The organism is Ensifer sp. SSB1 (assembly GCF_016652895.1).
Lineage (GTDB): Bacteria > Pseudomonadota > Alphaproteobacteria > Rhizobiales > Rhizobiaceae > Ensifer.
Window position 1 is genome coordinate 1 of record NZ_JAEPRP010000121.1, and the last position, 21,822, is coordinate 21,822.

The 21,822-nt window shown below is 62.1% G+C and carries 19 protein-coding genes; 3 read left to right on the forward strand and 16 right to left on the reverse strand.

Translation table 11 applies throughout. The features are described 5' to 3' along the window. Positions 1–102 precede the first annotated feature (102 nt). Genes I8N66_RS25355 through I8N66_RS25370 form a run of 4 tightly spaced genes read right to left on the reverse strand, consistent with a single transcriptional unit; the run spans position 103 to position 4,037 of the window. Positions 103–960: a sugar phosphate isomerase/epimerase family protein gene (locus I8N66_RS25355; protein ID WP_291159603.1), complete on the reverse strand. Its 858-nt coding sequence runs from the start codon at positions 958–960 to the stop codon at positions 103–105. A gap of 2 nt (positions 961–962) precedes the next feature. Beyond that, positions 963–2,111, reverse strand: coding sequence for a dihydrodipicolinate synthase family protein (locus I8N66_RS25360; RefSeq protein WP_291159606.1), 1,149 nt, complete (start codon positions 2,109–2,111; stop codon positions 963–965). A 7-nt stretch (positions 2,112–2,118) separates the two neighbouring features. Then, complete coding sequence (locus tag I8N66_RS25365) at positions 2,119–2,898, reverse strand: 3-ketoacyl-ACP reductase (protein ID WP_291159611.1); 780 nt, start codon at positions 2,896–2,898, stop codon at positions 2,119–2,121. Further along, positions 2,895–4,037, reverse strand: coding sequence for an acyl-CoA dehydrogenase family protein (locus I8N66_RS25370; RefSeq protein ID WP_291159614.1), 1,143 nt, complete (start codon positions 4,035–4,037; stop codon positions 2,895–2,897). The genes I8N66_RS25365 and I8N66_RS25370 overlap by 4 nt, the downstream gene beginning before the upstream one ends. Positions 4,038–4,192: 155 nt before the next feature. Between I8N66_RS25370 and I8N66_RS25375 the strand changes: the two genes are divergently transcribed. Beyond that, positions 4,193–5,209, forward strand: coding sequence for an aldo/keto reductase (locus I8N66_RS25375; RefSeq protein ID WP_291159617.1), 1,017 nt, complete (start codon positions 4,193–4,195; stop codon positions 5,207–5,209). 39 nt (positions 5,210–5,248) lie between these two features. On the opposite strand, the gene I8N66_RS25380 is transcribed toward I8N66_RS25375, so the two are convergent. The 3 genes from I8N66_RS25380 to I8N66_RS25390 are packed head-to-tail and all read right to left on the reverse strand — an operon-like array spanning position 5,249 to position 8,901. Continuing rightward, positions 5,249–6,508, reverse strand: a complete 1,260-nt coding sequence (locus tag I8N66_RS25380) for a glycerate kinase (protein WP_291159620.1) — start codon at positions 6,506–6,508, stop codon at positions 5,249–5,251. 51 nt (positions 6,509–6,559) lie between these two features. Next, positions 6,560–7,333, reverse strand: coding sequence for an enoyl-CoA hydratase/isomerase family protein (locus I8N66_RS25385; protein ID WP_291159623.1), 774 nt, complete (start codon positions 7,331–7,333; stop codon positions 6,560–6,562). Continuing rightward, positions 7,330–8,901, reverse strand: coding sequence for an acyl CoA:acetate/3-ketoacid CoA transferase (locus tag I8N66_RS25390; protein WP_291159627.1), 1,572 nt, complete (start codon positions 8,899–8,901; stop codon positions 7,330–7,332). The genes I8N66_RS25385 and I8N66_RS25390 overlap by 4 nt, the downstream gene beginning before the upstream one ends. 135 nt (positions 8,902–9,036) lie before the next feature. Here I8N66_RS25390 and I8N66_RS25395 point away from each other — a divergent pair, with 135 nt between their 5' ends. Then, a complete protein-coding gene (locus tag I8N66_RS25395) occupies positions 9,037–9,855 on the forward strand; it encodes an aldo/keto reductase (RefSeq protein ID WP_291159629.1) in 819 nt (272 codons plus the stop codon). A gap of 54 nt (positions 9,856–9,909) precedes the next feature. Here I8N66_RS25395 and I8N66_RS25400 read toward each other — a convergent pair whose 3' ends face one another. From I8N66_RS25400 to I8N66_RS25430, 7 genes are all read right to left on the reverse strand, one after another. Beyond that, positions 9,910–11,505 (reverse strand): GMC family oxidoreductase N-terminal domain-containing protein, encoded by a 1,596-nt coding sequence (locus I8N66_RS25400; RefSeq protein WP_291159631.1) that lies wholly within the window; start codon positions 11,503–11,505, stop codon positions 9,910–9,912. Then, complete coding sequence (locus tag I8N66_RS25405) at positions 11,505–13,001, reverse strand: aldehyde dehydrogenase family protein (protein WP_291159634.1); 1,497 nt, start codon at positions 12,999–13,001, stop codon at positions 11,505–11,507. The genes I8N66_RS25400 and I8N66_RS25405 overlap by 1 nt, the downstream gene beginning before the upstream one ends. A 22-nt stretch (positions 13,002–13,023) precedes the next feature. Next, entirely contained in the window at positions 13,024–14,058 is a 1,035-nt protein-coding gene (locus I8N66_RS25410; protein WP_291159637.1) for an alcohol dehydrogenase catalytic domain-containing protein, read from the reverse strand. Positions 14,059–14,067: 9 nt separating this feature from the next. Further along, positions 14,068–15,009, reverse strand: coding sequence for an ABC transporter permease (locus tag I8N66_RS25415; protein WP_291159641.1), 942 nt, complete (start codon positions 15,007–15,009; stop codon positions 14,068–14,070). A gap of 7 nt (positions 15,010–15,016) precedes the next feature. Next, positions 15,017–16,522 carry a sugar ABC transporter ATP-binding protein gene (locus tag I8N66_RS25420; RefSeq protein ID WP_291159644.1) on the reverse strand — a complete coding sequence of 502 codons (1,506 nt, stop codon included), beginning with the start codon at positions 16,520–16,522 and terminating at the stop codon, positions 15,017–15,019. An 8-nt stretch (positions 16,523–16,530) separates the two neighbouring features. Beyond that, positions 16,531–17,496, reverse strand: a complete 966-nt coding sequence (locus I8N66_RS25425; RefSeq protein ID WP_291159647.1) for an ABC transporter permease — start codon at positions 17,494–17,496, stop codon at positions 16,531–16,533. Between the two features lie 77 nt (positions 17,497–17,573). Continuing rightward, entirely contained in the window at positions 17,574–18,683 is a 1,110-nt protein-coding gene (locus tag I8N66_RS25430; RefSeq protein WP_291159649.1) for a sugar ABC transporter substrate-binding protein, read from the reverse strand. A gap of 273 nt (positions 18,684–18,956) precedes the next feature. On the opposite strand from I8N66_RS25430, the gene I8N66_RS25435 reads away from it, so the two are divergent. After that, complete coding sequence (locus I8N66_RS25435; protein ID WP_291159651.1) at positions 18,957–19,616, forward strand: TetR family transcriptional regulator; 660 nt, start codon at positions 18,957–18,959, stop codon at positions 19,614–19,616. 59 nt (positions 19,617–19,675) lie between these two features. On the opposite strand, the gene I8N66_RS25440 is transcribed toward I8N66_RS25435, so the two are convergent. Both I8N66_RS25440 and I8N66_RS25445 read right to left on the reverse strand, forming a co-directional pair. Further along, positions 19,676–20,662 (reverse strand): zinc-binding dehydrogenase, encoded by a 987-nt coding sequence (locus tag I8N66_RS25440; RefSeq protein WP_291159654.1) that lies wholly within the window; start codon positions 20,660–20,662, stop codon positions 19,676–19,678. 90 nt (positions 20,663–20,752) lie between these two features. After that, positions 20,753–21,271, reverse strand: a complete 519-nt coding sequence (locus tag I8N66_RS25445) for a VOC family protein (protein ID WP_113539249.1) — start codon at positions 21,269–21,271, stop codon at positions 20,753–20,755. Between the last annotated feature and the right edge of the window lie 551 nt (positions 21,272–21,822).

The following is a 21,822-nucleotide window of genomic DNA, read 5'->3' on the forward strand; positions in this document are numbered from 1 at the left end:
AACCGTCTGCCTTCACGCGGATCTTGACGTTGTAGTCAACGACACGTTTCACCGTGACCAGGATCTTCATGTTTGCCTCCCAAATCGTCAGCAGCCAAATCGTCAGCAGAATGTGCGGAAGCGCTCGACCATCACGTCGAGGACTTCACCCGGATCGCGCTTCCACCAGTTGTTTGCGGAAAAGATCTCGACCTCGCAGGGGCCGGCATAGCCAGCGTCTTCGACGCTCTGCCGCAGGGCCTTGAGATCGGCGACGCCGTCCCCCATCATGCCCCGGTCGAGAAGCACATCGCGCGTGTCGGCAAGCCAGTCGCACAAGTGATAGCCGAAAATCCGCTCGGCACCCGCGCGCAGCAAATGTGCCGCGACCTCGCTATCCCACCACACATGGTAGACATCGACGGCAATGCCGAGGTTGGCCGCACCGACCGCGTCACAGATATCGACGGCGTCACGTAGCGTCGTCAGGCAGGAGCGGTTTCCCGCATAGACCGGATTGAGCGGCTCGAGTGCCAGCCTGACTCTGCGGCTGGCTGCATAGGGCGCGATCTCTGCGACACGATCGGCGACGATCTTCAGGCTTTCGCTCGTACCCTTGGTGCCCGGGTGGACACCACCAACCACAATCGTCAGCACGGATGCGCCAAGGCCTGCGGCCATGTCGATCGACGCCTTGGCCTCGTCGATGACCCTTTGTCGATCAACGGCTTCCGTGCCGACGAGAAAAGGCGTCCGGCAGAGGCCGGCAACCGAAAGGCCGCTCGCCCGCACTCGCTCGCCGATCTCAATCGCCCGCGATCCGATCTCGCGACGCCAGAAGACGACCGAGCCGAAGCCCCGCTCGGCACACGCATCGATGATGCGCTCAGGTGACCACCCTGCACCGTGGCCTTCGAGATTGTGACCCAGGCTGGCGGTGTTCAGCGCCAGGGCGGAATGGTCCGTCGTGAAGTCCCGCATCGTCATGCCCCGTAAAGGGCAAGCAGCTTCTTCATGCGCTCAACCGCGAGCTCCGGTTTGCGCAACAGCCCGCATTGATCGGCAAGACGGAAGACTTCGACGAAATAGGGCAGCGGCCGCATGGCCTGCGCCCCGTTCAGCATCACGAAATGATCCTGGAACCCGTTCAGCCAGGCGAGGAAGACGACGCCGGTCTTGTAGTATTGCGTGGGTGCGCGGAAGATCAGGCGCGCAAGCGGCACGGTCGGATCGAGCGTCGCGCGGAAACCGGCACGATCACCCTCCCCCAGTCGCTCCACCGCATAGGCGGCTGCGGGCGCGAGGGGATCGAAGATGCCGAGCAGGGCGTGCGAAAAGCCCTCGCTGTCGCCCTCGATGAGTTCGGGATAGTTGAAATCGTCACCCGTATACATCTTCACGCCGGCCGGCAGCCGGCGGCGCATGACGATTTCCTTCTCCTTGTCGAGGAGCGAGATTTTTATGCCATCAACCTTGGCCGCATTCTCGTTGATCACTGCAAGTGCGGTCTGCATCGCGGGGTCGAAATCCCCGTTACCCCAATAGCCCGCGAGCTGCGGATCAAACATTTCGCCGAGCCAGTGCAGGATCACAGGCGCGTCGCAGGCGGCCAGCACCTCGGAATAGACCTTGATGTAATCTTCCGGTCGCTGCGCGACCCGCACCAGAGCGCGAGACGCCATGAGGATGAGGCGCCCGCCCACTTTCTGGATCGCCTCGACCTGTTCCAGATAAGCTCTTCGAACGTCGTCGATGCTGGTGACCTTCGCCAGATCGAGATGGTCCGTGCCGCAGCCATTGGCAACAAGCGCGTCCGGCAGCTCCTCGCGTGTGCGGCGGATGAGTTCGAGCGCGCCCGGCCAGTCGAGGCCCATGCCGCGTTGTGCCGTATCCATCGCCTCGGCGATCCCGAGCCCGAGGCCCGCGAGATAGCGACGGAACTCCATCGTCTTTTCCCAATCGACGGCGGCTCGGCCGGACGGGTCACTGGCCGCGAACGGGTCGGCCACCACATGGGCCGCGGAATAGACGACGCGGGCCGGGTTCCGGCCGAGCCTCGCAGCCGCGATCGGCTTGCCGCTCAGGACATAATCAGAAAGGCGGCCATCGGTATCGGGAAGCGCGATTTTCATTGGAACCTCAAAAGCGCGGGACGAGCATGCCGGCATCGGCCGGGATCGTCATTCCGGTGGTGTAGGGGAGTCGTCCCGTCGCAAGCGAAGCGATCAGGGCGCCGACTTCCTCGGGCCTTCCGACGCGCGGAAAGAGCGTGAGCCCCTGCTCCGCGCGCTCGCGGTAGGCGTCGATGACGGGTGCGGTCATCTCCGTGGCGATCAGGCCCGGTTGAACGTCGTAGACGGCAATGTCTTCGCGTCCGAGCCGGACGGCGAGCGCCTTCGAAACCATCGCGGCGGCGGCTTTCGATGCGCAATATTCCGACCGCTGTTCGGCCACGGCGACGGCATTCGACGAGGTGACGTTGATGATCGAGTGGAAGAGCGGCCCCTTGCTGCGGGCAAGCAGACGGCGGGCGAAAGCCTGGCTCAGGAAGAACATCGCTTTTGTGTTGACGGCGAAACAGCGATCCCAGCTCTCCTCCAACACCTCCAGCATGTCGCCTCGCCTGAGAACACCGACCCCCGCATTGTTGACGAGCGTGGTGATCGGGCCGAACTCGGCCTCAATGGCTGCAAGCTCAGCATCGTGACCTGCAATCGCACCGACATCGAAAGCTGCAGCCATGACCGGAGCGCCAAGGGCGGCAATACGCTCGACGGCTGCCGGCAGCTCCGCATCATCCGGCAATCCGTTGATGGCGACGGCAAATCCCTCCCGCGCCAGGGCTTCCGCGGCAGCAAGCCCGATGCCGCGCGAGGAGCCGGTCACCAGCGCGACCGGGCGACGGTCCAAGCCGGTCATGCCCGTGCACCCTTCTTCAGGAGTTCGCGCGCGATGATCATGCGCTGGATCTGGTTCGTGCCCTCATAGATCTGTGTGATCTTGGCATCGCGGTAGAGGCGCTCGACTTCGAAGCCGCGAATGTAGCCGGAGCCGCCAAAGACCTGCACGGCATCGGCCGTGCGCTGCACGGCGACATCGCCGGCAAAGCACTTGGCGATGGAACACGCTTTGGTGGCATCCGCGCCGCTGTCGATCTTGGAGGCGGCGGAGTAGACGAGCAGGCGCGCAGCCTCAATATCCTTGGCCATATCGGCAAGCAGCCACTGCACGCCCTGGAAATCGGCGATGGCCTTGCCGAACTGCTTGCGCGTGCCGGCATAGTCCAACGCTGCTTCAAGCCCGGCCTGGGCGATACCGACCGCGAGCGATGCGATGCCGACCCGACCTTTGTCGAGCACCGACATCATCATGTGGAAGCCGCGCCCTTCCGTGCCCAGCAGGGCGTCGGCCGATAGTTTGACGTCGTCGAAGTTCAGCGCGCCGACCTGGCTCGCCCGCTGACCCATCTTGTGTTCCTTGGGTCCCTTTTCGACGCCTGCCGCATGCAGATCGACGATGAAGATCGACATGCCGCGGTTACCCGCTTCCTTGTCGGTCCTGGCCAGTACGAAGCCATAGTCAGCGACCGGCGCGTTATGGATCCAGATCTTGCCGCCATTGAGCCGCCAGCCGTTGCCATCACGCTCGGCCGTGGTGCGAATGCCCGAAACGTCGGTGCCGGCTTCCGGCTCGGTGATGCAATAGGCAACCTTGGTCCGCATACCGAGGATGTCCGGAAGCATCGCCTGCTGGCTTTCCGTTCCGTGACGGACGAGCAACGTCGAGATGAGCTCGATCAGTCCGCACTGGTCTGCGACCGAAGCGTAGCCGCGGCTGAGTTCCTCCATCACAAGTGCGTAGGTCAGCGTATCGAATCCCGGCCCGCCAAGTTCCTCCGGCACGCCAATGCCGAAAAGGCCAAGCTTTGCCATCTCGTCGTAAAGCCCCGCCGGGAAGCGCTCCTCGCGATCAAGTTCCTCGGCCATCGGGCGGATCATTTCGTCGGCAAAGGCACGCGCCATATCGCGCACCTGCTCCTGCGTTTCGGTGAGATACATCAGCCTCGCCTCATCTCTAGTAACTATCTAGTTACATATATTCCGAAGTCGGTTGGCGTCAAGCCGAAAAACTCCGAGCACGGAAACGAAGCTGCTTGCACAGCGGTTTAGCGGCATGCATACTATTCACCATTCGGTTACTTATGGAGGAAAATATGCATCCTGGTGAAAAGCGGAAGTTCGGGCGAACGGATCTGGAGGTCACGGCTTTCGGGTTCGGAACCGCACCGCTCGGCAACATATTTCGCGAGATCGACGAGGCGACCTCGGAAGCGATGTTCGCCCGCGCCTGGGAGGCCGGCGTCCGCTTCTTCGATACAGCGCCGATGTATGGCCACGGCCTAGCCGAGTTGCGCACCGGACACGCGTTGCGCTGGAAAACGCGCGACGACTTCGTGCTCGCATCAAAAGTCGGCAGGCGCCTGCGCCCGGCGCGGCGCGACAGCATCGATTTTGCCCCGTGGACGAATGCAGCACCCTTCACGATGCATTTTGACTATAGCTACGACGGAACGATGCGCGCCTTCGAAGACAGCCTTCAACGGCTTGGGCTGGAGCGCATGGACATGTGCTTCATTCACGACATCGACGTCTTCACGCGCGGCAGCGAACAGCCGGAAGTTTTCGAGCAGGCGATGGACGGCGCATGGCGGGCGTTGGAAAGGCTTCGGGCAGAAAAGGTCGTGACGGCGATCGGCGTCGGCGTCAACGAATGGCAGGTGTGCCATGAGGCGCTACGGCGCCATGACTTTGACTGCTTCCTGCTGGCGGGGCGCTATACGCTCTTGGAACAGGAAGCGCTCGATAGCTTCCTGCCGCTCTGCCAGGAGCGCGGCGCGGCCGTCGTCGTGGGCGGCGGTTTCAACTCGGGGATCCTTGCGACCGGCGCAAAGGAGGGCGCCAAGTACAACTACGCGCCTGCGCCGCGCGAGATTCTAGAAAAGGTTGCGAAGATCGAAGCCGTTTGCGCCACGCACGACGTGCCGCTCGCCGCAGCCGCCCTGCAGTTCGTTGTCGCCCACCCCGCCGTCCCATCCTTCATGGCTGGCACGCGCACGCTTGAGCAGCTGGAACAAAACCTTGCCTGGTTCTCGCATCCGATCCCCGCAGACTTCTGGGCAGACCTGAAGCACACGGGCCTGCTGCGCGAAGACGCACCCGTTCCAGCCTGACGCAGCGACGATCCCGCGCCGGTAACGGCGCGGGTCCTGCTATCGGATCAGAACCGCCCTGAAATCGTTGACGTTGGTTCCGGTCGGCCCGGGGACGAACAGGTCGTCGAGGTGGTGGAATGCTGTCCAGGCATCGTTGTTGGCCAGCAATGCTGCAGGATCCCATCCCAGTTTTCGCAAGCGCTCCATGCTGAGCCCGTCGGCAAAGGCGCCGGCATTGTCCTCGGAACCGTCAATGCCGTCGGTGTCGGCGGCGATCGCCGCAAAGCCGACCCCCTCGGCTGCAAGAGCAAGCGACAGCAGAAACTCCGTGTTGCGCCCGCCCTTGCCGCCCCCTTTGATCGTGACGGTGGTTTCTCCACCCGAGAGAATGACCGTAGGGCGTGAGAACGGACGGCCGCGCCTTGCGACTTCCCGGACAATCGCCGCGTGAACGCGGGCGACATCACGAGCTTCACCCTCGACGGAATCGGACAGGATGACCGCGGGGACACCAAGTGAGGCGGCGCGGGCAGCAGCGGCCTCGAGTGAAAGGCTGGCCGAGGCGATCACCCGTACCTCGTTGCCGGAGAAGACCGGATCGCTCGGCAACGGCACCAGACCGGCATCGTCCTCCAGCCACGCGGCAACGCGGGGCGGAAGGGCGATGCCCCAGGCTTTAACCAGTTTGCGCGCCTGCGCGCGGTCCGTCTCATCTGGAATTGTCGGTCCGCTGGCAACCTGCGCCGGATCGTCGCCCGGCACATCCGACACCACCAATGTCACGACCCTTGCCGGATGACAGGCGGCCGCAAGGCGCCCGCCCTTGATGCCCGAAACCTGTTTGCGGATGGCATTCATGACCGAGATCGGCGCGCCACTTGCAAGCAGCGCTTCGTTCAACATCGTCTCGTCTTCCAGCATGAGCGCTCCCGGCGGGGATGGCAGCAGTGCCGAGCCACCGCCGCAGATCAAGGCGACCACGAGGTCGTCTTCCGTTAGGTCCTGCACGGCCTCGAAAAGCGCCTGGGTGGCCTTAAGTCCGGCTGCATCGGGCACAGGGTGGGCGGCCTCGAGCACGCGGATGCGCTCACACGGAACGGCATAGCCATAGCGTGTCACGACAACTCCTTCGAGCCGGGCCGGCCAAACCCTTTCGAAAGCGGCGGCAAGTTGCGCTGCACCTTTGCCCGCGCCGATGACCACGGTACGCCCACGCGGCACACCCGGAAGATTGGCGCGCAGCGCATTTTCCGGGTCCGCAGCCTCGATCGCTGCGCGAAAGAGGTCCGCAAGGAATTCCTTGTCGTCAGGTTTCATGAGACACCGCCGTGATGGGCCGAGTCGCCGGGGCTGGCGAACGGCACCGTTCTATCTTCTGAACTCGGGCGAACGCTTCTGGCGATAGGCCGCCAGACCTTCCGTCAGATCGCTCGACGCTGCCGCCACCGCGCCCGCGAGCGCCTCGACGACGCGTTCGCCTTCCTCGCCCTCGGCCGCATTGATCAGCATCTTCGTGAGTTCCGTCGCGCGCGGCGAACGTTGCAGCACGCGTAGGGCAGCAGCATCGGCGGCAGCTTGCCCTTCGCCTGTTGCGACGACCCTGTCGACCAGTCCGAGCGCCAGCGCCTCCTCGGCGCCGTAGACTTCACCGAAAAGCGCCATGCGCCGCACCAGCTGCGCTCCGAAACGCCGCGAGGCGCGCTGGGTGCCCGACCAGCCGGGGATGATACCAAGACCCGGTTCCGGCTGGCCGATCTTCACATGCGTCTCCGCAATGCGCAGATCGGCACAGGCAGCAAGCTCCAGTCCACCGCCAAGCGCATGGCCGTTCAAGACCGCGATCAGCGGCACGGAAAGCCGCGCCAGAGCGTCGAAGGCATCGTGCCCGTCACGCAGCCAGCGTCGAGAGAACGCATCGGGATCGAGACTGCTCCATGCGTCGATGTCACCACCGGCACAAAAGGATCTCTCGCCTTCACCAGAGAGGATGGCGACGCGGGCATCCGAACGTTCGATGGCGCGACAGGCCAGTAAAAGCGCGTCCACCATGTCCGCATCGATCGCATTCAGCTTCTCAGGGCGGCGCAACGTCAGCCGCGCGACGCGATCCTTGACGGCAAGTTCAATCCGCGGGTCGCTCACAGCGTAAGACCCATGACTTCCGGGTGAAACAACGCACTGTCCATCCTCTTCAGCGTCTTCGAAACCCGAAGGGGCGTCGCCGCCTGATCGAGGACATCCCGTTGAAGGTCGAGACCCGGGGCAACCTCGGTGACGATCAGCCCCTGGCTATCGAGGCGGATGACGCAACGTTCCGTGACGTAGCTGATATCCTGCCCTTGAGCGCGGGCGCGCTTGCCGGAGAAGCTCACCTGATCCACCTTCGGCACGAACTTGGCGATGCGCCCCTCCTTGTCGATGACCAGCCGGCCATCGTCGACGCGCATCTTTGCGCCGGCATTGAAGTTGCCGGAAAAGACGATCTTCTTCGCACGCGACGTGATGTCGACGAAACCGCCAGCACCGGCGGTGCGGTGCGGGGTGGCCGCAAGACGGCTGACATTGACCGAGCCCTCCGCGTCGATCTCGAGGAAGGACAGCAGCGAACAGTCAAACCCGCCCGCCTGAAAATAGCAGAACTGGTGCGGCGAAGCGACGAAGGCCTCGGCGTTCGACGCGCAACCGAACTTGAAGTCGAGAAGCGGAACGCCGCCGACCGCGCCCTGCTCGATCACCCAGGTGACCTTGCCGTGATGACCTTCCTCGATGAGAATGCGCGGCACGTTGGCCGAAATGCCGAAGCCGATATTGACGGCCCAACCGTCCTGAAGCTCCTGCGCCACCCGGCGCGCGATGACCTTGCCGACGTCAAGCGCCGGCGTGCGGAAAGTTTCGAGCGGTCGGAACAGCTCGCCTGAGATTGCCGGATCATAGGGCGTCGCCGTCGTCTGCAACTGGTCCGGCGCCTCGACGATGATATCGACGAGGATGCCGGGGACGCGTACATCGTGCGGACGAAGCGAGCCGCTTGCCGCCACGCGCTTGACCTGCGCGATGACTAGGCCGCCGGAGTTCCTTGCGGCGAGCGCCATTTCCATCGCGCCAAGCGTCGCGCCCTCCTGCTCGAAGGTCAGATTGCCCTTTTCGTCGGCGGTCGTTGCACGGATGATCGCCACATCGGGGCGGATGGCCGGGAAATGGAGCCAGTCCTCGCCCTCGAATGACACGCGCTTGACGATCGGCTCGGCACGCGCGCTGGCGTTCATCGCACAGCCGTCCTGCTCTGGATCGACGAAGGTCTCCATGCCCACCTTCGTCAATACACCCGGACGCTTGGCAGCGCCTTCGCGCAGCATGTCGAAAACGATGCCGGAGGGCACGTTAAAGGCGGCGAGTTCTTCTTTCAGGATCATCTGCCAGACGAGCGGCGGTTCAGCATTGCTCGGCCCGGAGGGATAGGAACCGCCGATGATCTTCACCAGCATCCCGGGCTTGGCGATGTGGTCGACGCCGCGCGTACCGAAGAAGTCGCCGGCAGCGATCGGATGAATGGAGGTAAGGCCGCGCGGATGCCCCTCATTGTCGAAGCGTTCGCCGAGTGCCTTCAACACGGCATCCGGGCAGCACAGGCCCGAAGAAGAATTCACGGCAATGATGGAGCCGTCCTTGATGAGCCGGACCGCCTCCTGCGCGCTCTTCACCTTCTTCATAGCCCGAACCTCCGTTTTTCATTGCCTGAAGTAACTAACTAGTTATATGTTAATTACAGGCAAGACAAGCCGGCAAACACGATTTTCGGACTGCCGGGAAGCGATGCCGGCTCAACGGCCAACCAAGGGGGAGACATGAACATCTATTTTCAGAAGAGCTTTCAGCGCGGCTTCGGCACCTATCCGCTGAAGGGGAACGAATTGCGAAGCGCGATTGAAGCCGCAATCGACGTCGGCTACCGAGCCTTCGACACGGCGCAGATGTATGGCAACGAGGCCGACACCGGCGTCGCGCTGGCAGAATGTGGGACTGCTCGTCACGAGCTTTGCATCACCACGAAAGTGCATCCCGACAATTACACGGAAGAGAAGTTCATCCCCTCGGTCGAGGCGAGCCTTGCGGCACTGAAGACAGACTGCGTCGACGTTCTTCTGCTGCACTGGCCACCGGCCAACGGAGAGATCGCGCCCTCGCTCCGTATGCTTCGATCCGCACTGGAACGAGGGCTGACCAGATCGATAGGCGTTTCAAACTACACGGCAGCCATGATGCGAGAGGCGCGCTCCATCGTCGATGTGCCGCTCGTGACCAACCAGGTGGAATTCCATCCGCTGATCAACCAGGAAAAATTGCTCGCAGCTGCCGCGGAGACGGGTATCTCGATCTCGTCCTATGCATCGATCGCGCGCGGCGAGATTTTCAAGCACGGCCTTTTCGCCAAGATCGGCGAGGCCTACGGCAAGTCGGCTGCGCAGGTGGCACTGCACTGGATCCTGCAGAGGGGCGTGCCGCTGAACACCATGTCCACCAAGCCGGAAAATATCCGTGCGAACTTCGACATCATGGATTTCACGCTCTCGTCGATAGACATGGGCAGAATCGACGCATTGACGGCCACTGGCTACCGCATCATCAAGCTAGGACAACTGCCCTGGGTCCCGGAGTGGGACTGATGCAAACAGGGCGGCTCCAGGGCCGCCCTTCCTTCAATATCGGCCAAGGCCCGATCAGGCATTGCCGCGGATCATGTCCGCAGCCTTTTCTCCGATCATGATCGTTGCCGCGTTGGTGTTGGAGCCTACCAGGCTCGGCATGGTGGAACTGTCGCAGATGCGAATGCCGTCAAGGCCATGCACGCGCAGTTGCGGATCCACCACCGACATCTCGTCGCGCCCCATCTTGCAGGTGCAGGTTGGATGATAGGACGTGCGGCCATACTGCCGAGTATAGGCGACGTAATCGGCGTTCGTGCGGACTTCGCGGCTCGGGAAGTGCCTGACCTTGATGTATTTCTGCAGGGACGGCTGGTTGAAAATCTCCTGGCTGATCTTCACCCCTTCGACCGAGATCTTCACATCTTCCGGGTCGGCGAGGAAGTTCGGATCGATGATCGGAAGATCGCGCGGATCCGCCGAACGCAGCGTCACGGTCCCACGCGACTTCGGGCGCAATGTATAGGAGTTGAGCGTGATGCCGGAAGAACCCTTCGGCACGCTCGGCACGCCGGCCTCCGCTCCCGCACCGGCCAGAAAATGGAACTGCAGATCCGGATAGGGACTGCTCTTGTCGCCGTACCAGAATGCCCCGCCCTCCACCACGTTGGAGGTGATCGGGCCGGAATTGAACAGCATGTATTGAAGGCCCGCCCAGGCTGACCAGTGCATCTTGTTGTACTTGTCGAGGCTGTCGTGGTTCTTCAGCTCGGCGACGATGTCGACGCCGAAGTGGTCCTGCAGGTTCTCGCCAACGCCGGCCAGGTCCTGGACCACATCGATGCCGTGACTGCGAAGCGCTGCGGCAGGCCCAATCCCTGAAAGCATCATCAGCTTCGGCGTGCCGATCGCACCCGAGGTCAGCAGCACCTCGCTGTCAGCGCGCGCGATCATCCGCTTGCCGTCGACCTGATAGTCGACCCCGACGGCACGCCGCCCTTCGAAGACGACGCGCAGCACGAGCGCGCCGGTGATGACCGGGAGGTTGTTGCGTTTCAGGGCCGGCCGCAGATATCCGACCGCTGCAGAGCAACGGCGGTTGTTGCGCGTCGTGGTCTGGTAGACACCCGAACCTTCCTGAACCGGGCCGTTGAAATCTGGGTTGTAGGGTATGCCGAGCTCCTGGCAACTCTGCACGAAGGCACGCGTCGTGCGCTGTGGCTCGGGAATGTTCGACACGCCGAGCGGACCGTCCGTTCCGTGCCATGCGCCGGCGAGGATCGAATTGCCCTCGGAGCGCAGGAAGTACTTCTGGATATCCTTGAAGCCCCAGCCTTCGGCGCCCTCCTCGACCCAGCGGTCATAATCACCAGGATGCCCACGCGTAAACACCTCGGCGTTGATCGAGGAGCCGCCGCCGAGCACCCTTGCCTGAGCGTAGAGGATTTCACGGTTGTTGGCGTGTTTCTGGGGCGCCGTCTTCATCCCCCAGGTCAAGGGGCCAGCGGTCATCTTGGCGAAGCCGACGGGCATGTGGATCAACGGGTGGCTGTCGCGCCCACCTGCCTCGATGAGGCAGACGCGCGCCGACGGATTTTCGGAGAGCCGCGCCGCCAAAACGCAACCGGACGAGCCGCCGCCGACGACCACATAATCATAGCCTTTCGACATCATGCAATCCAATGCGAACGCTTGCCGATCTCGACGTGAACGGACTTGACCTGGGTATATTCCTCTACCCCGTACATGCCCGCCTCACGGCCCCAACCGGACTGCTTGAAACCGCCGAGCGGCATTTCAGGACCGCCTGCCATGATCGTGTTGACCCAGAAGCGGCCAGCGCGCACCTTCCGCGTCACCGTCAGCGCCTTGTCGATGTTCTTCGTCCACACACTCGCAGCAAGGCCGTACACCGTGTCGTTGGCGAGCTGGATGGCCTCTTCCACCGTGTCAAAATGCATCGAGCACAGAACCGGCCCGAAGATTTCGTCGCGTGCGATCGCCATGTCGCGCGAAACGCCGGAGAAGAGCGTCGGCGCGATATACTGGCCATGGCCGAGATCGATCGCGCTACCACCCGCGAGAAGCGTTGCACCCGCGGCCTTGCCCTTGGCGATATAGTCTAGGATCGTGGCGTTTTGCGCCTCGGTGGTGATGGCACCGACCTGCGTGCCCTCGTCGAGCGGGTCGCCGACGCGGATCTTCTTCATCTTCTCGACAAGTAGTTTCTCGAACTCCGCCGCGACCGAGCGCTCGACGATCAGGCGCGACGACGAAACGCAGCATTGCCCGGTGTTGAAGCTGATGCCGAAGGCAGCGCCGTCAGCCGCGTCCTCGAGATCGGAATCGGCGAAGACTATGATGGGGTTCTTGCCGCCGAGCTCCAGGCCAAGCTTCTTGAAGTTGCTGTCGGCAGCTGCATGGACGCAGGATCGGCCCACCGCCGTCGACCCCGTGAATGAGAGCATGTCGACGTCAGGGTGTTCGGCCAGCGCCTGGCCGATCGTGCGGCCGGAACCGGTGACGACATTGTAGACCCCGGCAGGCAGACCGGCCTCGGCCAGAACTTCCGCCAAAAGCAGCGTGGTCGCAGAGGTAACTTCGGACGGTTTCACCACCATCGTGCAGCCGGACGCCAGGATGAAGGGCACGCGCTCGCAGAGAATCAGGAACGGGAAGTTCCAGGGCGTGATCAGACCGATGACGCCGATCGGCTCGCGCAGAACCATTCCGAAGAGGTCGTCACCGAGCGAGTTGAAGCTGTCGCCGTGCAGGAGGCGCGCGGCACCGGCGCCAACCTCGAAACAGGCGATGCAATGGTCGATCTCGCCACGCGCCTGGGAGATCGGCTTGCCGTTTTCAAGTGTCTCCCAATAGGCGATCTCATCCCGGCGTCGTCGCAGGACTTCGGCGACCCGCAGGAGAACGCCAGCGCGCGCGGCACCGGAGAGCCCGGACCAGCGGCGATCCTCGAACGCATTGCGCGCTGCGGCGACAGCCATATTGAGGTCATCGACCGTGCAGCGAACGGTACGGGTGACCGGTGTGCCATGGCCGGGCGACTTGCGTTCGAAGTGATCGGCTCCTTCTTTCCACTGCTCGTCGACGAAGAAACCGAAGCTGCGCGCTGCGGACGGGGGAGCGAGAAACGTATTCTTCTGGTCCATCTGGTACCTCCACTTCGATAGTTTACGCCGCGATGGCGATCTGGGTCTTCAAGTGCTGGGGCCGCTCGCCGATCGTTTCGAAAGCCTCCTGGATGGCCTCAAGCGGATAGCTTGCCTTCGTGAAATCCTGCGTTCGGAACCGATCATGCGACAGGAGGGTGAGCGCGTCGTGCATATCCTCCCCCATGCCGGCGACAGAACCTTTGAGGCTACCTTCTTCCAGCACCGTTCGCAGGCTGTCGAGAGGCACGGTGTCCCCCGGCGGCGTGATACCGAAAAAGGCGACGTGGCCACCGCGGCGCATAAGGTCGAACGCCTGTTGGTAGAGTTTGCGATTGCCGACACTTTCGATCACCAGATCCGCGCCGCGTCCGCTCGTCATCCTCTGAACGACGGTCTTGAGTTCGGCAGGATCGGATACCGCCGCGTCCGCCCCCGCCTCGACGGCCATCCGGCAACGTTCCGGCGAAAGGTCGGCGACGATGATCGGCGCAGCACCTACGAGCCGCATCATCTGCACATGCAGGTTGCCGATCGGCCCCGCACCGAAAATGAGAACCGACTGGCCGAAGGTCGCTTTCGCCTTTCGCGCCGCGCGAACGACGCAGGCGACCGGCTCGGTAAGCGCAAGCACCGCGTCGGCAATATCCGCATCGACCGGAATCGCCAGCCTTGCGGGAACGGCGACATACTCGGCAAAGGCGCCATCCCGACCGATGCCGACCTGCGTGACCTCGGCGCAGTTCAGCACCTCGTTGCGGCGGCACCAGAAGCAGCAGCCGCAACCGATGTTGATATCGACGACCACGCGCGTTCCGACCGTAAGGTGGCGGACATTGGCACCACGCTCTGCGACGGTGCCGCAGAACTCGTGGCCGGGAATGAGCGGAAGCCGATCGGCCGCATAGTGACCGTTGAAAATATGCAGATCCGTGCCGCAGATGCCGGTACGGGCGATCCGGACGAGCACATCGTCCCGACCGACTGCTGGCATCGCCACCTCTCGAACCTCGAAACGCTTCGGGGCGGTCAGAACGGCCGCACGCATCGTCGTCATGGCTGCCCCCTACTTCACGGTACGCAGCTTGGCGCGGTCGATCGTCAGGGCGATGGCGACGATCAACACGATACCGAAGACAATCTGCTGGCGGGTCGCGTCGATCTCGAAATAAAGCATCGAAGAACGAATGACCGCGACGATCAAAGTGCCAACGACCGTGTTCATCACGCCACCAACACCGCCCGTCAAAGGCGTACCGCCGACCAGCACCGCAACGATTGCCGGCAACAGGAACCCGTTGGCGATGGTCGGTGCGCCGCCTGAAAGCTTTACCGCGAAAAGAAGGCCGGCGATCGAAGCAAGCGCGCCCGAGATTGCGAAGGCGAGGATCTTGTAGCGCGCGACATCGAGGCCGGACGCGGCGGCGGCCAGTTCGCCGGCACCGACCGCCTTCAGAACGCGACCGAGCGTCGTGCGCCGCTCGATGAAGAGGCAGAGAGCAACGAGCCCCGCGGCAATCAGAAGTTCGTTGGGGACGCCCCAGGTATGACCGATCATCCAGCCGAAAGTTTCATTGCGCTGGGCGGCATCCATATTGAGCGCGCGCTGCCCGGAAAGCCACTGCGCGACCGAGAAAGCCACACCCCCTACCGCCAAGGTCGAGATGAAGGACGGCACGTAGAGCCGTGTGGTCACAAAGCCGGAAAGCGTACCGAGAAGAAAGCCGGCAACCACGCAAAGGACAGCAACCCAGGCGCCGAGCGACGCGAGATACACGGAGGCGATGACCGTCACCATGTTCGCCATCGACTGGGCGGACAGGTCGATGCCGCCGATATAGATGGCAAAGGTGAGGCCGAGCGCCATGATGAACAGCGGCACGATATCACCGGCAATGCCGAGCAGGTTTGTTGGTCGAAGGAAGCCTGGATCCGTGATGCCGACGATGGCGACGAGCACGAGGAGTGTTATCCAGGGAAGGTGCGGTTTGAGGCGCTGAATATCCATTGGTCCCTCAGATCATATAGTGCAGCAGGTCATAGGGCGTGGGCTTGGCGCCCGGCTCGCATCCAAATTGCTTCTGAATACGCCCGTCCTTGACGACGATGATGGTGTGCGAGAGGCCGATCGCCTCTTCCAGCGTGTCGGCGACCAGTACGATGCCAACGCCCGCCGCGTTCATGGCGCGGATCATGTCGTAGACATCCTCCTTGGCGCCAATGTCGAGGCCGCGCGTCGGGTGGTCGAGCAGCATGATGTCGGAACCGGCGGAACGCCATTTGGCAAGGACCACCTTCTGCTGGTTCCCGCCCGAAAGATTGCCGCAATCGGCGAACTCCGAATGGGCCTTGATCGACAGTTTCTTGATCCATTCGCGGGCGAGCGCCCGCTCCTCCGCCACCCGCAGAACGCCACTCTTCGAACGCTGCTTCAGTTGCGACAGGGTCATGTTTTCGTAAACATTCATTCCGGCGACAATGCCCTCGATCTTGCGCTCACGAGGAACATAGCCGACGCCGCGGGCAACCGATTGCCGAGGCGAAAGATCGGCCGCATCCTTGCCCTTGATGCTCAGCCGACCTGTGGTCGGCGTCAGCATGCCGTAGATCGTCCTGAGGATTGCCTCGCGACCGGAACCTTCCGTGCCGACAAGACAAAGCACTTCGCCGGCGTGGAGCTTGAGCGATATATCCTGGATGCGACCGGGAAGCCCGACACCCTCCATCTCGACGAGTACCTTTGAAGTGTCGAAGGGCTTCTGCAGGTGCTCACGGTAATATTGCTTGTCGACGTTGCGGCCGACCATCTTGTGCTGGATGGCCTCGGGCGGGGCGGCACCGCGGTCAACGACGTCCACGACTTCACCATCCTTCATCACATAAATGCGGTCGGACAGTTCCATCACTTCGTCCATGCGGTGCGAAACGAAGATGAAGGAAGCTCGCGTCACCAGTTCCCGGACCAGCTTGAAAAGCAGTTGCACCTCTTCTTTCGAAAGAACGGAGGTCGGCTCGTCGAGTAGTATGACGAGATCACCCTCCACCCGCTCCTCGAGCGTCAGCACCTTGGCAAGTTCGACGAGCTGGCGCTGGGCGAAGGAGAGCTTCGACGTCACCGTGGCCGGCTCGATGTCGAGTTTCACTTTGGCAAGCTGCCTGCGTGCGGCTTTCGCCATGGCCTTCCAGTCGACGACACCGAAGCGGGTGAACTGCCGTTCGTAACCGAGGAAGATGTTCTCCATGACGGTGAGGTTCGGGATCAGGGACTGTTCCTGGAACACCATCCCGATGCCCTTCTCCATCGCCTGGCGCGGATTGGCAAAGCGAACGGGCGTTCCGTTGATGAGGACCTTGCCGCCATCCGGCTGATAGGCGCCATAGATCACCTTCATCAGAGTGGATTTGCCGGCACCGTTCTCCCCCACAAGTCCGACGATCTCGCCGCGCTTGATGTGAAAGTCGATGGCCTTCAGCGCATGTACGCCCGGGAATTTCTTGTCGACGGCCTTGAGCTCGTACATGGCGTGCCTCACTTGACGAAGGAAAGCATCTTGCGATCGGTCGAAAGCACGACGGCAAGAATGACGAGCAGGCCGAGCATGCCGTCCTGAATGAAGTCGGGCAGTCCGATGACGACCATCCCGTTGTCGATGACATTGACGATCAGCACGCCGACGAGTGCATTCCAGACGCCACCGATGCCACCCCATAGTGCCACGCCACCGACAACCACCGAGGTGATGGAAACGAACATGAAGTTCGCGCCGGTCACCGATTCCGCCTGGCCGATACGCGCCACCACGAGGATCGCGGCAATGGCATAGAAGACGCCGGCAAGCGCGAAGCCGGTAACGCGAACCCTGGTGACGTTGAGACCGGACGCGTGAGCGAGATCCTCACCGCCGCCAACGGCGTAGAAGTTGCGACCAAGCGTCGTATGGGTCTGGATGAACCAGGCGACGAGGAGGAAGAAGCCGGCGACGTAGACCATCAGCGGGAAACCGAGCCAGCGCACGGTCAACAGGCCGCGGAACGTCGCATCGCTCACCTTCACGATATCACCACCGGTCAGCAGGATGGCAGCACCGGTCCCGACGAAACCCATGGCAAGGCTTGCCATGAAGGACGGGATCTTGAGTTTCACATGGACCAGTCCGTTCAGTAGCCCGATCATGCCGCCGAGTATCAGGGCCAGCGGAATGGCGATCCAACCGGACGGGCCGAGCGAGCCACCGAAATAGGCAAAGACGAAAGCGAAGGCGACCGCAGTCAGGGAGACAGTTCCTTCCATGGAAAGGTCGATCGAACCCATGACGATGATGAAGGTAACGCCGACGGCAACCATGAGCGCCGGAGCCGCCGCAATCGCGATGCGGGCGAAGTTCCGCAGGGAAAAGAAGGTCGGGTTGAGCGCGGTGAAAAAGATCACCAGCGCAATCAGCACCAGGAGCGGCGCCCATTTGATTAAGGTTTCGCGCGATAGGCGACGTGTCACGTCAGACACCCCTCTTTTTGAAGGTCACAAGGGGAAGGAAGCGGCAACCCCGAGGCTGCCGCCCTGCCGGTCGAGGGTCAGTACTGGATCTGCCCGTTCGACGGGCCCCAGAAGTCCTTCCAGTCGTAGGCCGGAACAGAGTCGAGGTATTTCGCCTTGAACTCCGCCGCATCCTTGGCCGTCACCAGAATGGTCGGGCCGTAGAACTCGCGGTGTTCCTTCGGCTCCTCGGAGGGCTTGAAGCTGCCGATCGCCGCATGATAGGCGAGCGCCGCGCTGATGCCGCCGCCCCAGTGGGGATTGGTGAAGACGGTCGCCAACAGCTTTCCGTCCATCACCATCTGCACCGCTTCCGGATTGCCGTCATAGGATACGATCGGCATGTCCTCGATGCCTTCCGCGCGCAGGGCCTCGATGACGCCATAGGCGATGTTGTCGTTGGCGCAGTGGACGCCCTTGATCTTGTCGCCGTAGCGGGTCAGGAACGATGCCATGAGGGCGGCCCCCTTCTGCGTGTCCCAGTCGGCCGGCTGCGCATCGAGCAACTCGATGTTCGGGAAATCCTTGAGCGCGTTCTTGAGACCGTTCAGGCGCTCGACCGCTGGGTTGTTGGCAGCGATCCCGCCGAGATGCACCACGCCACCTTGACCACCCATCGCTTCGAACAGAATGCGCGCCGTCTGTTCGGCCGGCTTTTCGTCCGACCAGGTCATGTGGGAGACGTAGTTGTCGCCGAAATCCCAGGGATGCAGGTCGTCGGTCTTGTTCCAGATCGTCGAAATGTAAGCGCCGGCCGCCTGAACCGCCTCGACGACGGGCCTTGCGTTGGGGCTGTCATTGGCATCGCAGGCGATCGCGCAATTGCCGTTGTTCTTGGCGAGAAACGCCTTGATGTCGGCGAGCGACTTTTCCGTCGACCCCTCGTTGATCAGACTGACAAGCGCGGTCTTCGGCTTGCCGAGCGATTCAACGAAAGCCTCGCCGCCGGAAACGACCGAGTTCCAATAGGCAGACGCCCGGTCGCGATAGCTCCAGGCAATCGCCGGATCCGTCAAGGCAGCCTGCGCCGTGCCGCGACCGAACGCCATCGGTACGGCCATGGCGCCGACGCCGGCGGCGGCGGCAAACAAGAAGTTGCGACGGCTGACCGCCTCGCGTTCGATAAAATCCTTAATAAAGGTCGACATGCCAATCCTCCCATATCCACGGTGAGCGTTCCCCGTCCCACACGGGTCGAAAATGCGGGTTCGCAGGGGGCGGCGAACGCTTGTCGCCTTGGCCTCCTCCGGCCTCGTCAGTCCCACTTAACGCACTAACTAGTTACTTCTTTACAAAACCCCGAGTCAAGTGCTTTTAATGGGTGCAGGTGCCGGCCGATCTGACGAACCGCTTTGACGGATCAGCTCTCCGGCGTGTATGACTGGCAGCGCAGCAGGCGCGAGGGCGATGGAGGAAGGGCTTTGAGCATCACGAACGAAGGCACGGAGAAATCAGCCCGAAAGCCACGCATCAGAGACGCGGAGGCAACGAAGGCGCGCATTCTCGAGGCGGCCAAGAAAGAGTTCGCGAAGAATGGCTTAGGTGGCGCACGGGTCGACGTCATCGCCGAGAAGGCGAGCGCCAACAAACGGATGATCTACCACTATTTCGAGAGCAAGGAGCGCCTGTTCCAGACCGTTCTCGAAGATGCCTATATCGACATCCGCTCGGCCGAGCAAAAGCTCAAGCTCGATGACCTGGAGCCGAAAGCGGCCCTTGCCAAGCTCGTCCAGTTCACCTGGGAATACTACCTGAAGAACCCGGAATTCATTACGCTCGTCAACAGCGAAAACCTTCATCGCGCCAAGCATCTGAAGAAGTCCGAGGTCATCAAGGTCGCCAGCCGTAAGTTCGTCAACATGGTGGGCGACATTCTCGAGCGCGGCGCGTCACAGGGGATTTTTCGGCCAGGAATCGACCCCGTTCAGCTGAACATCACGATAGCAGCGATCGGCTACTACTACCTGACCAACCGCTTCACCGGATCGATCATCTTCGAACGCGACCTCATGGCCAAGGAAGCGATCGACGAGCGACTGCAATTCAATGTCGATACCATCATGCGGCTGGTATGTGCCTAGCGCTTCGGCGCCAGGCACTTCGAGATCCGACAACCGGACTATGTACCTCGTGTGAACCGTTACCGCCAATCGATAACGATGAAGGGCTCTTCGATCTTGCGCCGCGAGATGTCGCCATAGAGCGACGCCGGATCATCGGGCGTCGCGTGGCGTACCAAGCCGTCACTATCGATCAGTCCTTCGCAGAGCCAGTCGAGCGCCCTCGAAAAGCCACCGAAGACGCTGTGCGGAGCATTGTTGTACCCTTCGAGTAGCTCCTCCCAAACGAAGTCGCGACCGTGTAGGGGAACTTCCCATTCCCAGCCTGAACGCAACGTCACCAGGTTGAAGAAGACCGCCTGCATGAGCTCGTGCGCGAAAATCTCCGTCGCCCGCTTCCAGGGAACGCCGACCATGACGACTTCGCCACGTTTCTGCACGAGACGACAGGCGTCGAGGATCGCGCCCTCATGGCCCGAGCAATCGAGGACGAGAGAGACTTTTCCGACAAGATCCGGCACGTCGCCAACCGAGCCCCGGCAATCCGCAATTCCGCTCCGCACCATCTGGGCGCGTCTTACCGGGTCCGGATCAACCACCGTCACCCGATAGCCACCGATCCTGAAGAGATGCGCAGCAAGGAAGCCAACAGGACCAGCCCCCGAAACGACGACTCGGTCGCCAGCCCGGGCTTTCGTTGTCATCAGGCTCGTCATCGATACGCCCATTAGACGGGCGAGCACAGCACGATCCGGCGACAACCCATTCGGCAAGGCCAAGGTATATCGGACATCGTGGGTCTGCGTGCTGCGGTGCGGCCCCATCGCGAAACGGCGATCGCCGACGCTGACGCCGTCGACGCCCGATGCAATCTCGGTCACCTCGAACGCGGCCGCATATCCGGGTCGGATGGGGAAGGCATCGCCATTGGCCCAGCCAAGCTCCGTGCCTTGACTGATCAGGGTGCAAAGTGTTCGCCCGCGGATCTGTCCCGGTTGCAGTGGACCGTCTTCGTATTTGCCAAGCACAAAGGTCTGCTTTGCGCTTATCAGAATTTCTTGGGGCATGGCTCTCCTTTCCGGCCCTTGGGCCAGTGGTTGCATGTCTTTGCTTTGAGCTGGACTCGGGATCAGATGCCGCGACCTACGGGCGCGTCTTCAACTGCCGCTGACGGGCGACCACTGTCGCGGGCCACCGGCGCTTTCGTATCCGAGCGGTCCAGGCATGCTGACGATCTCCAGGAATTGTCCCCACGGCGCTTTGAGATACAGCCAAGTGAGTCCGGCCATCGCACCGCTTTCGACGAGGGTTGGGCCTTCCAGTACTTCGACGCCGGCGGCGCGCAATCGCTCCGCTGCGCCTTCGCAATCGTCGACCTCGAAGGCCATGTGGAATCCGCCAGGCTGGCTGTTGCGCTTCAGCGGTTCCGCCTCTCCCGTCTCTCCGGAGTACTGGAATATCTCGAGGTTCGTGCCGTTTCCGACCCTCAAGACCTTGATGTTCTCTATCCGTCTGCCCGCGGGAACACCGAGACGCCGAACCATGAACGCGTCATCTGCCTCCACCCTACCGGTTTCGAGGCACGTCACCGCTCCGAAGAGCGTCTCAAAAAAGGCCACCGCCTCATTGAGATCCGGCACCGTGAAACCGACATGCTGCATTCCATAGATCTTCACTCGAACCTCCCAATTCGTGATAAGTACGCACCTATTAATTAGGTAACTAGTTAGTTATTTCTGGTCAAGAAATCGATAACGTGCGGCGGGCCCCTCCATCGGGACGAGTAGACCGTTCCGACCTTGATCGCTTATGACCAGAGCGCCGAAGACCGCCCCTCTTGCCTTGGCGTGACCAATTGGTCACTTGCCGACTGAGCCAGACGCCAATTGATATATTAGCCGCAGCGTACCGGAATCGGGCAAAGCGACCTTCCCACCATGCTTCATTCTTCGCTATGTCCGCGTGTCAGTCTTCTGATGGAGTTTCTTCCCCGCGCCCAAGTGAGCTAACTGGGTGCGAGCCTTGCCCCGCCTTCCCCGGCGGGGTTTTCTTTTGGACGATTTTTAGGGCGCGCCGGTGCAGCCTCGAGCGTGCGCACTGTTCACCTCGCCCCCAACCAAAAAACCATGGCCTCAAAAAGCAAAAGCGCCCGCAGGAGATGCAGGCGCTTGGCAATTATTCAGTCTTTGAGGTCGCCTTAACCGGCGACGGCCGTGCGTGCGACGCG

Bases quoted from the DNA above. Each gene is read 5' to 3' on its own strand.
- I8N66_RS25355 (WP_291159603.1), bottom strand. From the start codon at position 960: ATGCGGGACTTCACGACGGACCATTCCGCCCTGGCGCTGAACACCGCC.
- I8N66_RS25360 (WP_291159606.1), bottom strand. From the start codon at position 2,111: ATGAAAATCGCGCTTCCCGATACCGATGGCCGCCTTTCTGATTATGTC.
- I8N66_RS25365 (WP_291159611.1), bottom strand. From the start codon at position 2,898: ATGACCGGCTTGGACCGTCGCCCGGTCGCGCTGGTGACCGGCTCCTCG.
- I8N66_RS25370 (WP_291159614.1), bottom strand. From the start codon at position 4,037: ATGTATCTCACCGAAACGCAGGAGCAGGTGCGCGATATGGCGCGTGCC.
- I8N66_RS25375 (WP_291159617.1), top strand. From the start codon at position 4,193: ATGCATCCTGGTGAAAAGCGGAAGTTCGGGCGAACGGATCTGGAGGTC.
- I8N66_RS25380 (WP_291159620.1), bottom strand. From the start codon at position 6,508: ATGAAACCTGACGACAAGGAATTCCTTGCGGACCTCTTTCGCGCAGCG.
- I8N66_RS25390 (WP_291159627.1), bottom strand. From the start codon at position 8,901: ATGAAGAAGGTGAAGAGCGCGCAGGAGGCGGTCCGGCTCATCAAGGAC.
- I8N66_RS25395 (WP_291159629.1), top strand. From the start codon at position 9,037: ATGAACATCTATTTTCAGAAGAGCTTTCAGCGCGGCTTCGGCACCTAT.
- I8N66_RS25400 (WP_291159631.1), bottom strand. From the start codon at position 11,505: ATGTCGAAAGGCTATGATTATGTGGTCGTCGGCGGCGGCTCGTCCGGT.
- I8N66_RS25405 (WP_291159634.1), bottom strand. From the start codon at position 13,001: ATGGACCAGAAGAATACGTTTCTCGCTCCCCCGTCCGCAGCGCGCAGC.
- I8N66_RS25410 (WP_291159637.1), bottom strand. From the start codon at position 14,058: ATGACGACGATGCGTGCGGCCGTTCTGACCGCCCCGAAGCGTTTCGAG.
- I8N66_RS25415 (WP_291159641.1), bottom strand. From the start codon at position 15,009: ATGGATATTCAGCGCCTCAAACCGCACCTTCCCTGGATAACACTCCTC.
- I8N66_RS25420 (WP_291159644.1), bottom strand. From the start codon at position 16,522: ATGTACGAGCTCAAGGCCGTCGACAAGAAATTCCCGGGCGTACATGCG.
- I8N66_RS25430 (WP_291159649.1), bottom strand. From the start codon at position 18,683: ATGTCGACCTTTATTAAGGATTTTATCGAACGCGAGGCGGTCAGCCGT.
- I8N66_RS25440 (WP_291159654.1), bottom strand. From the start codon at position 20,662: ATGCCCCAAGAAATTCTGATAAGCGCAAAGCAGACCTTTGTGCTTGGC.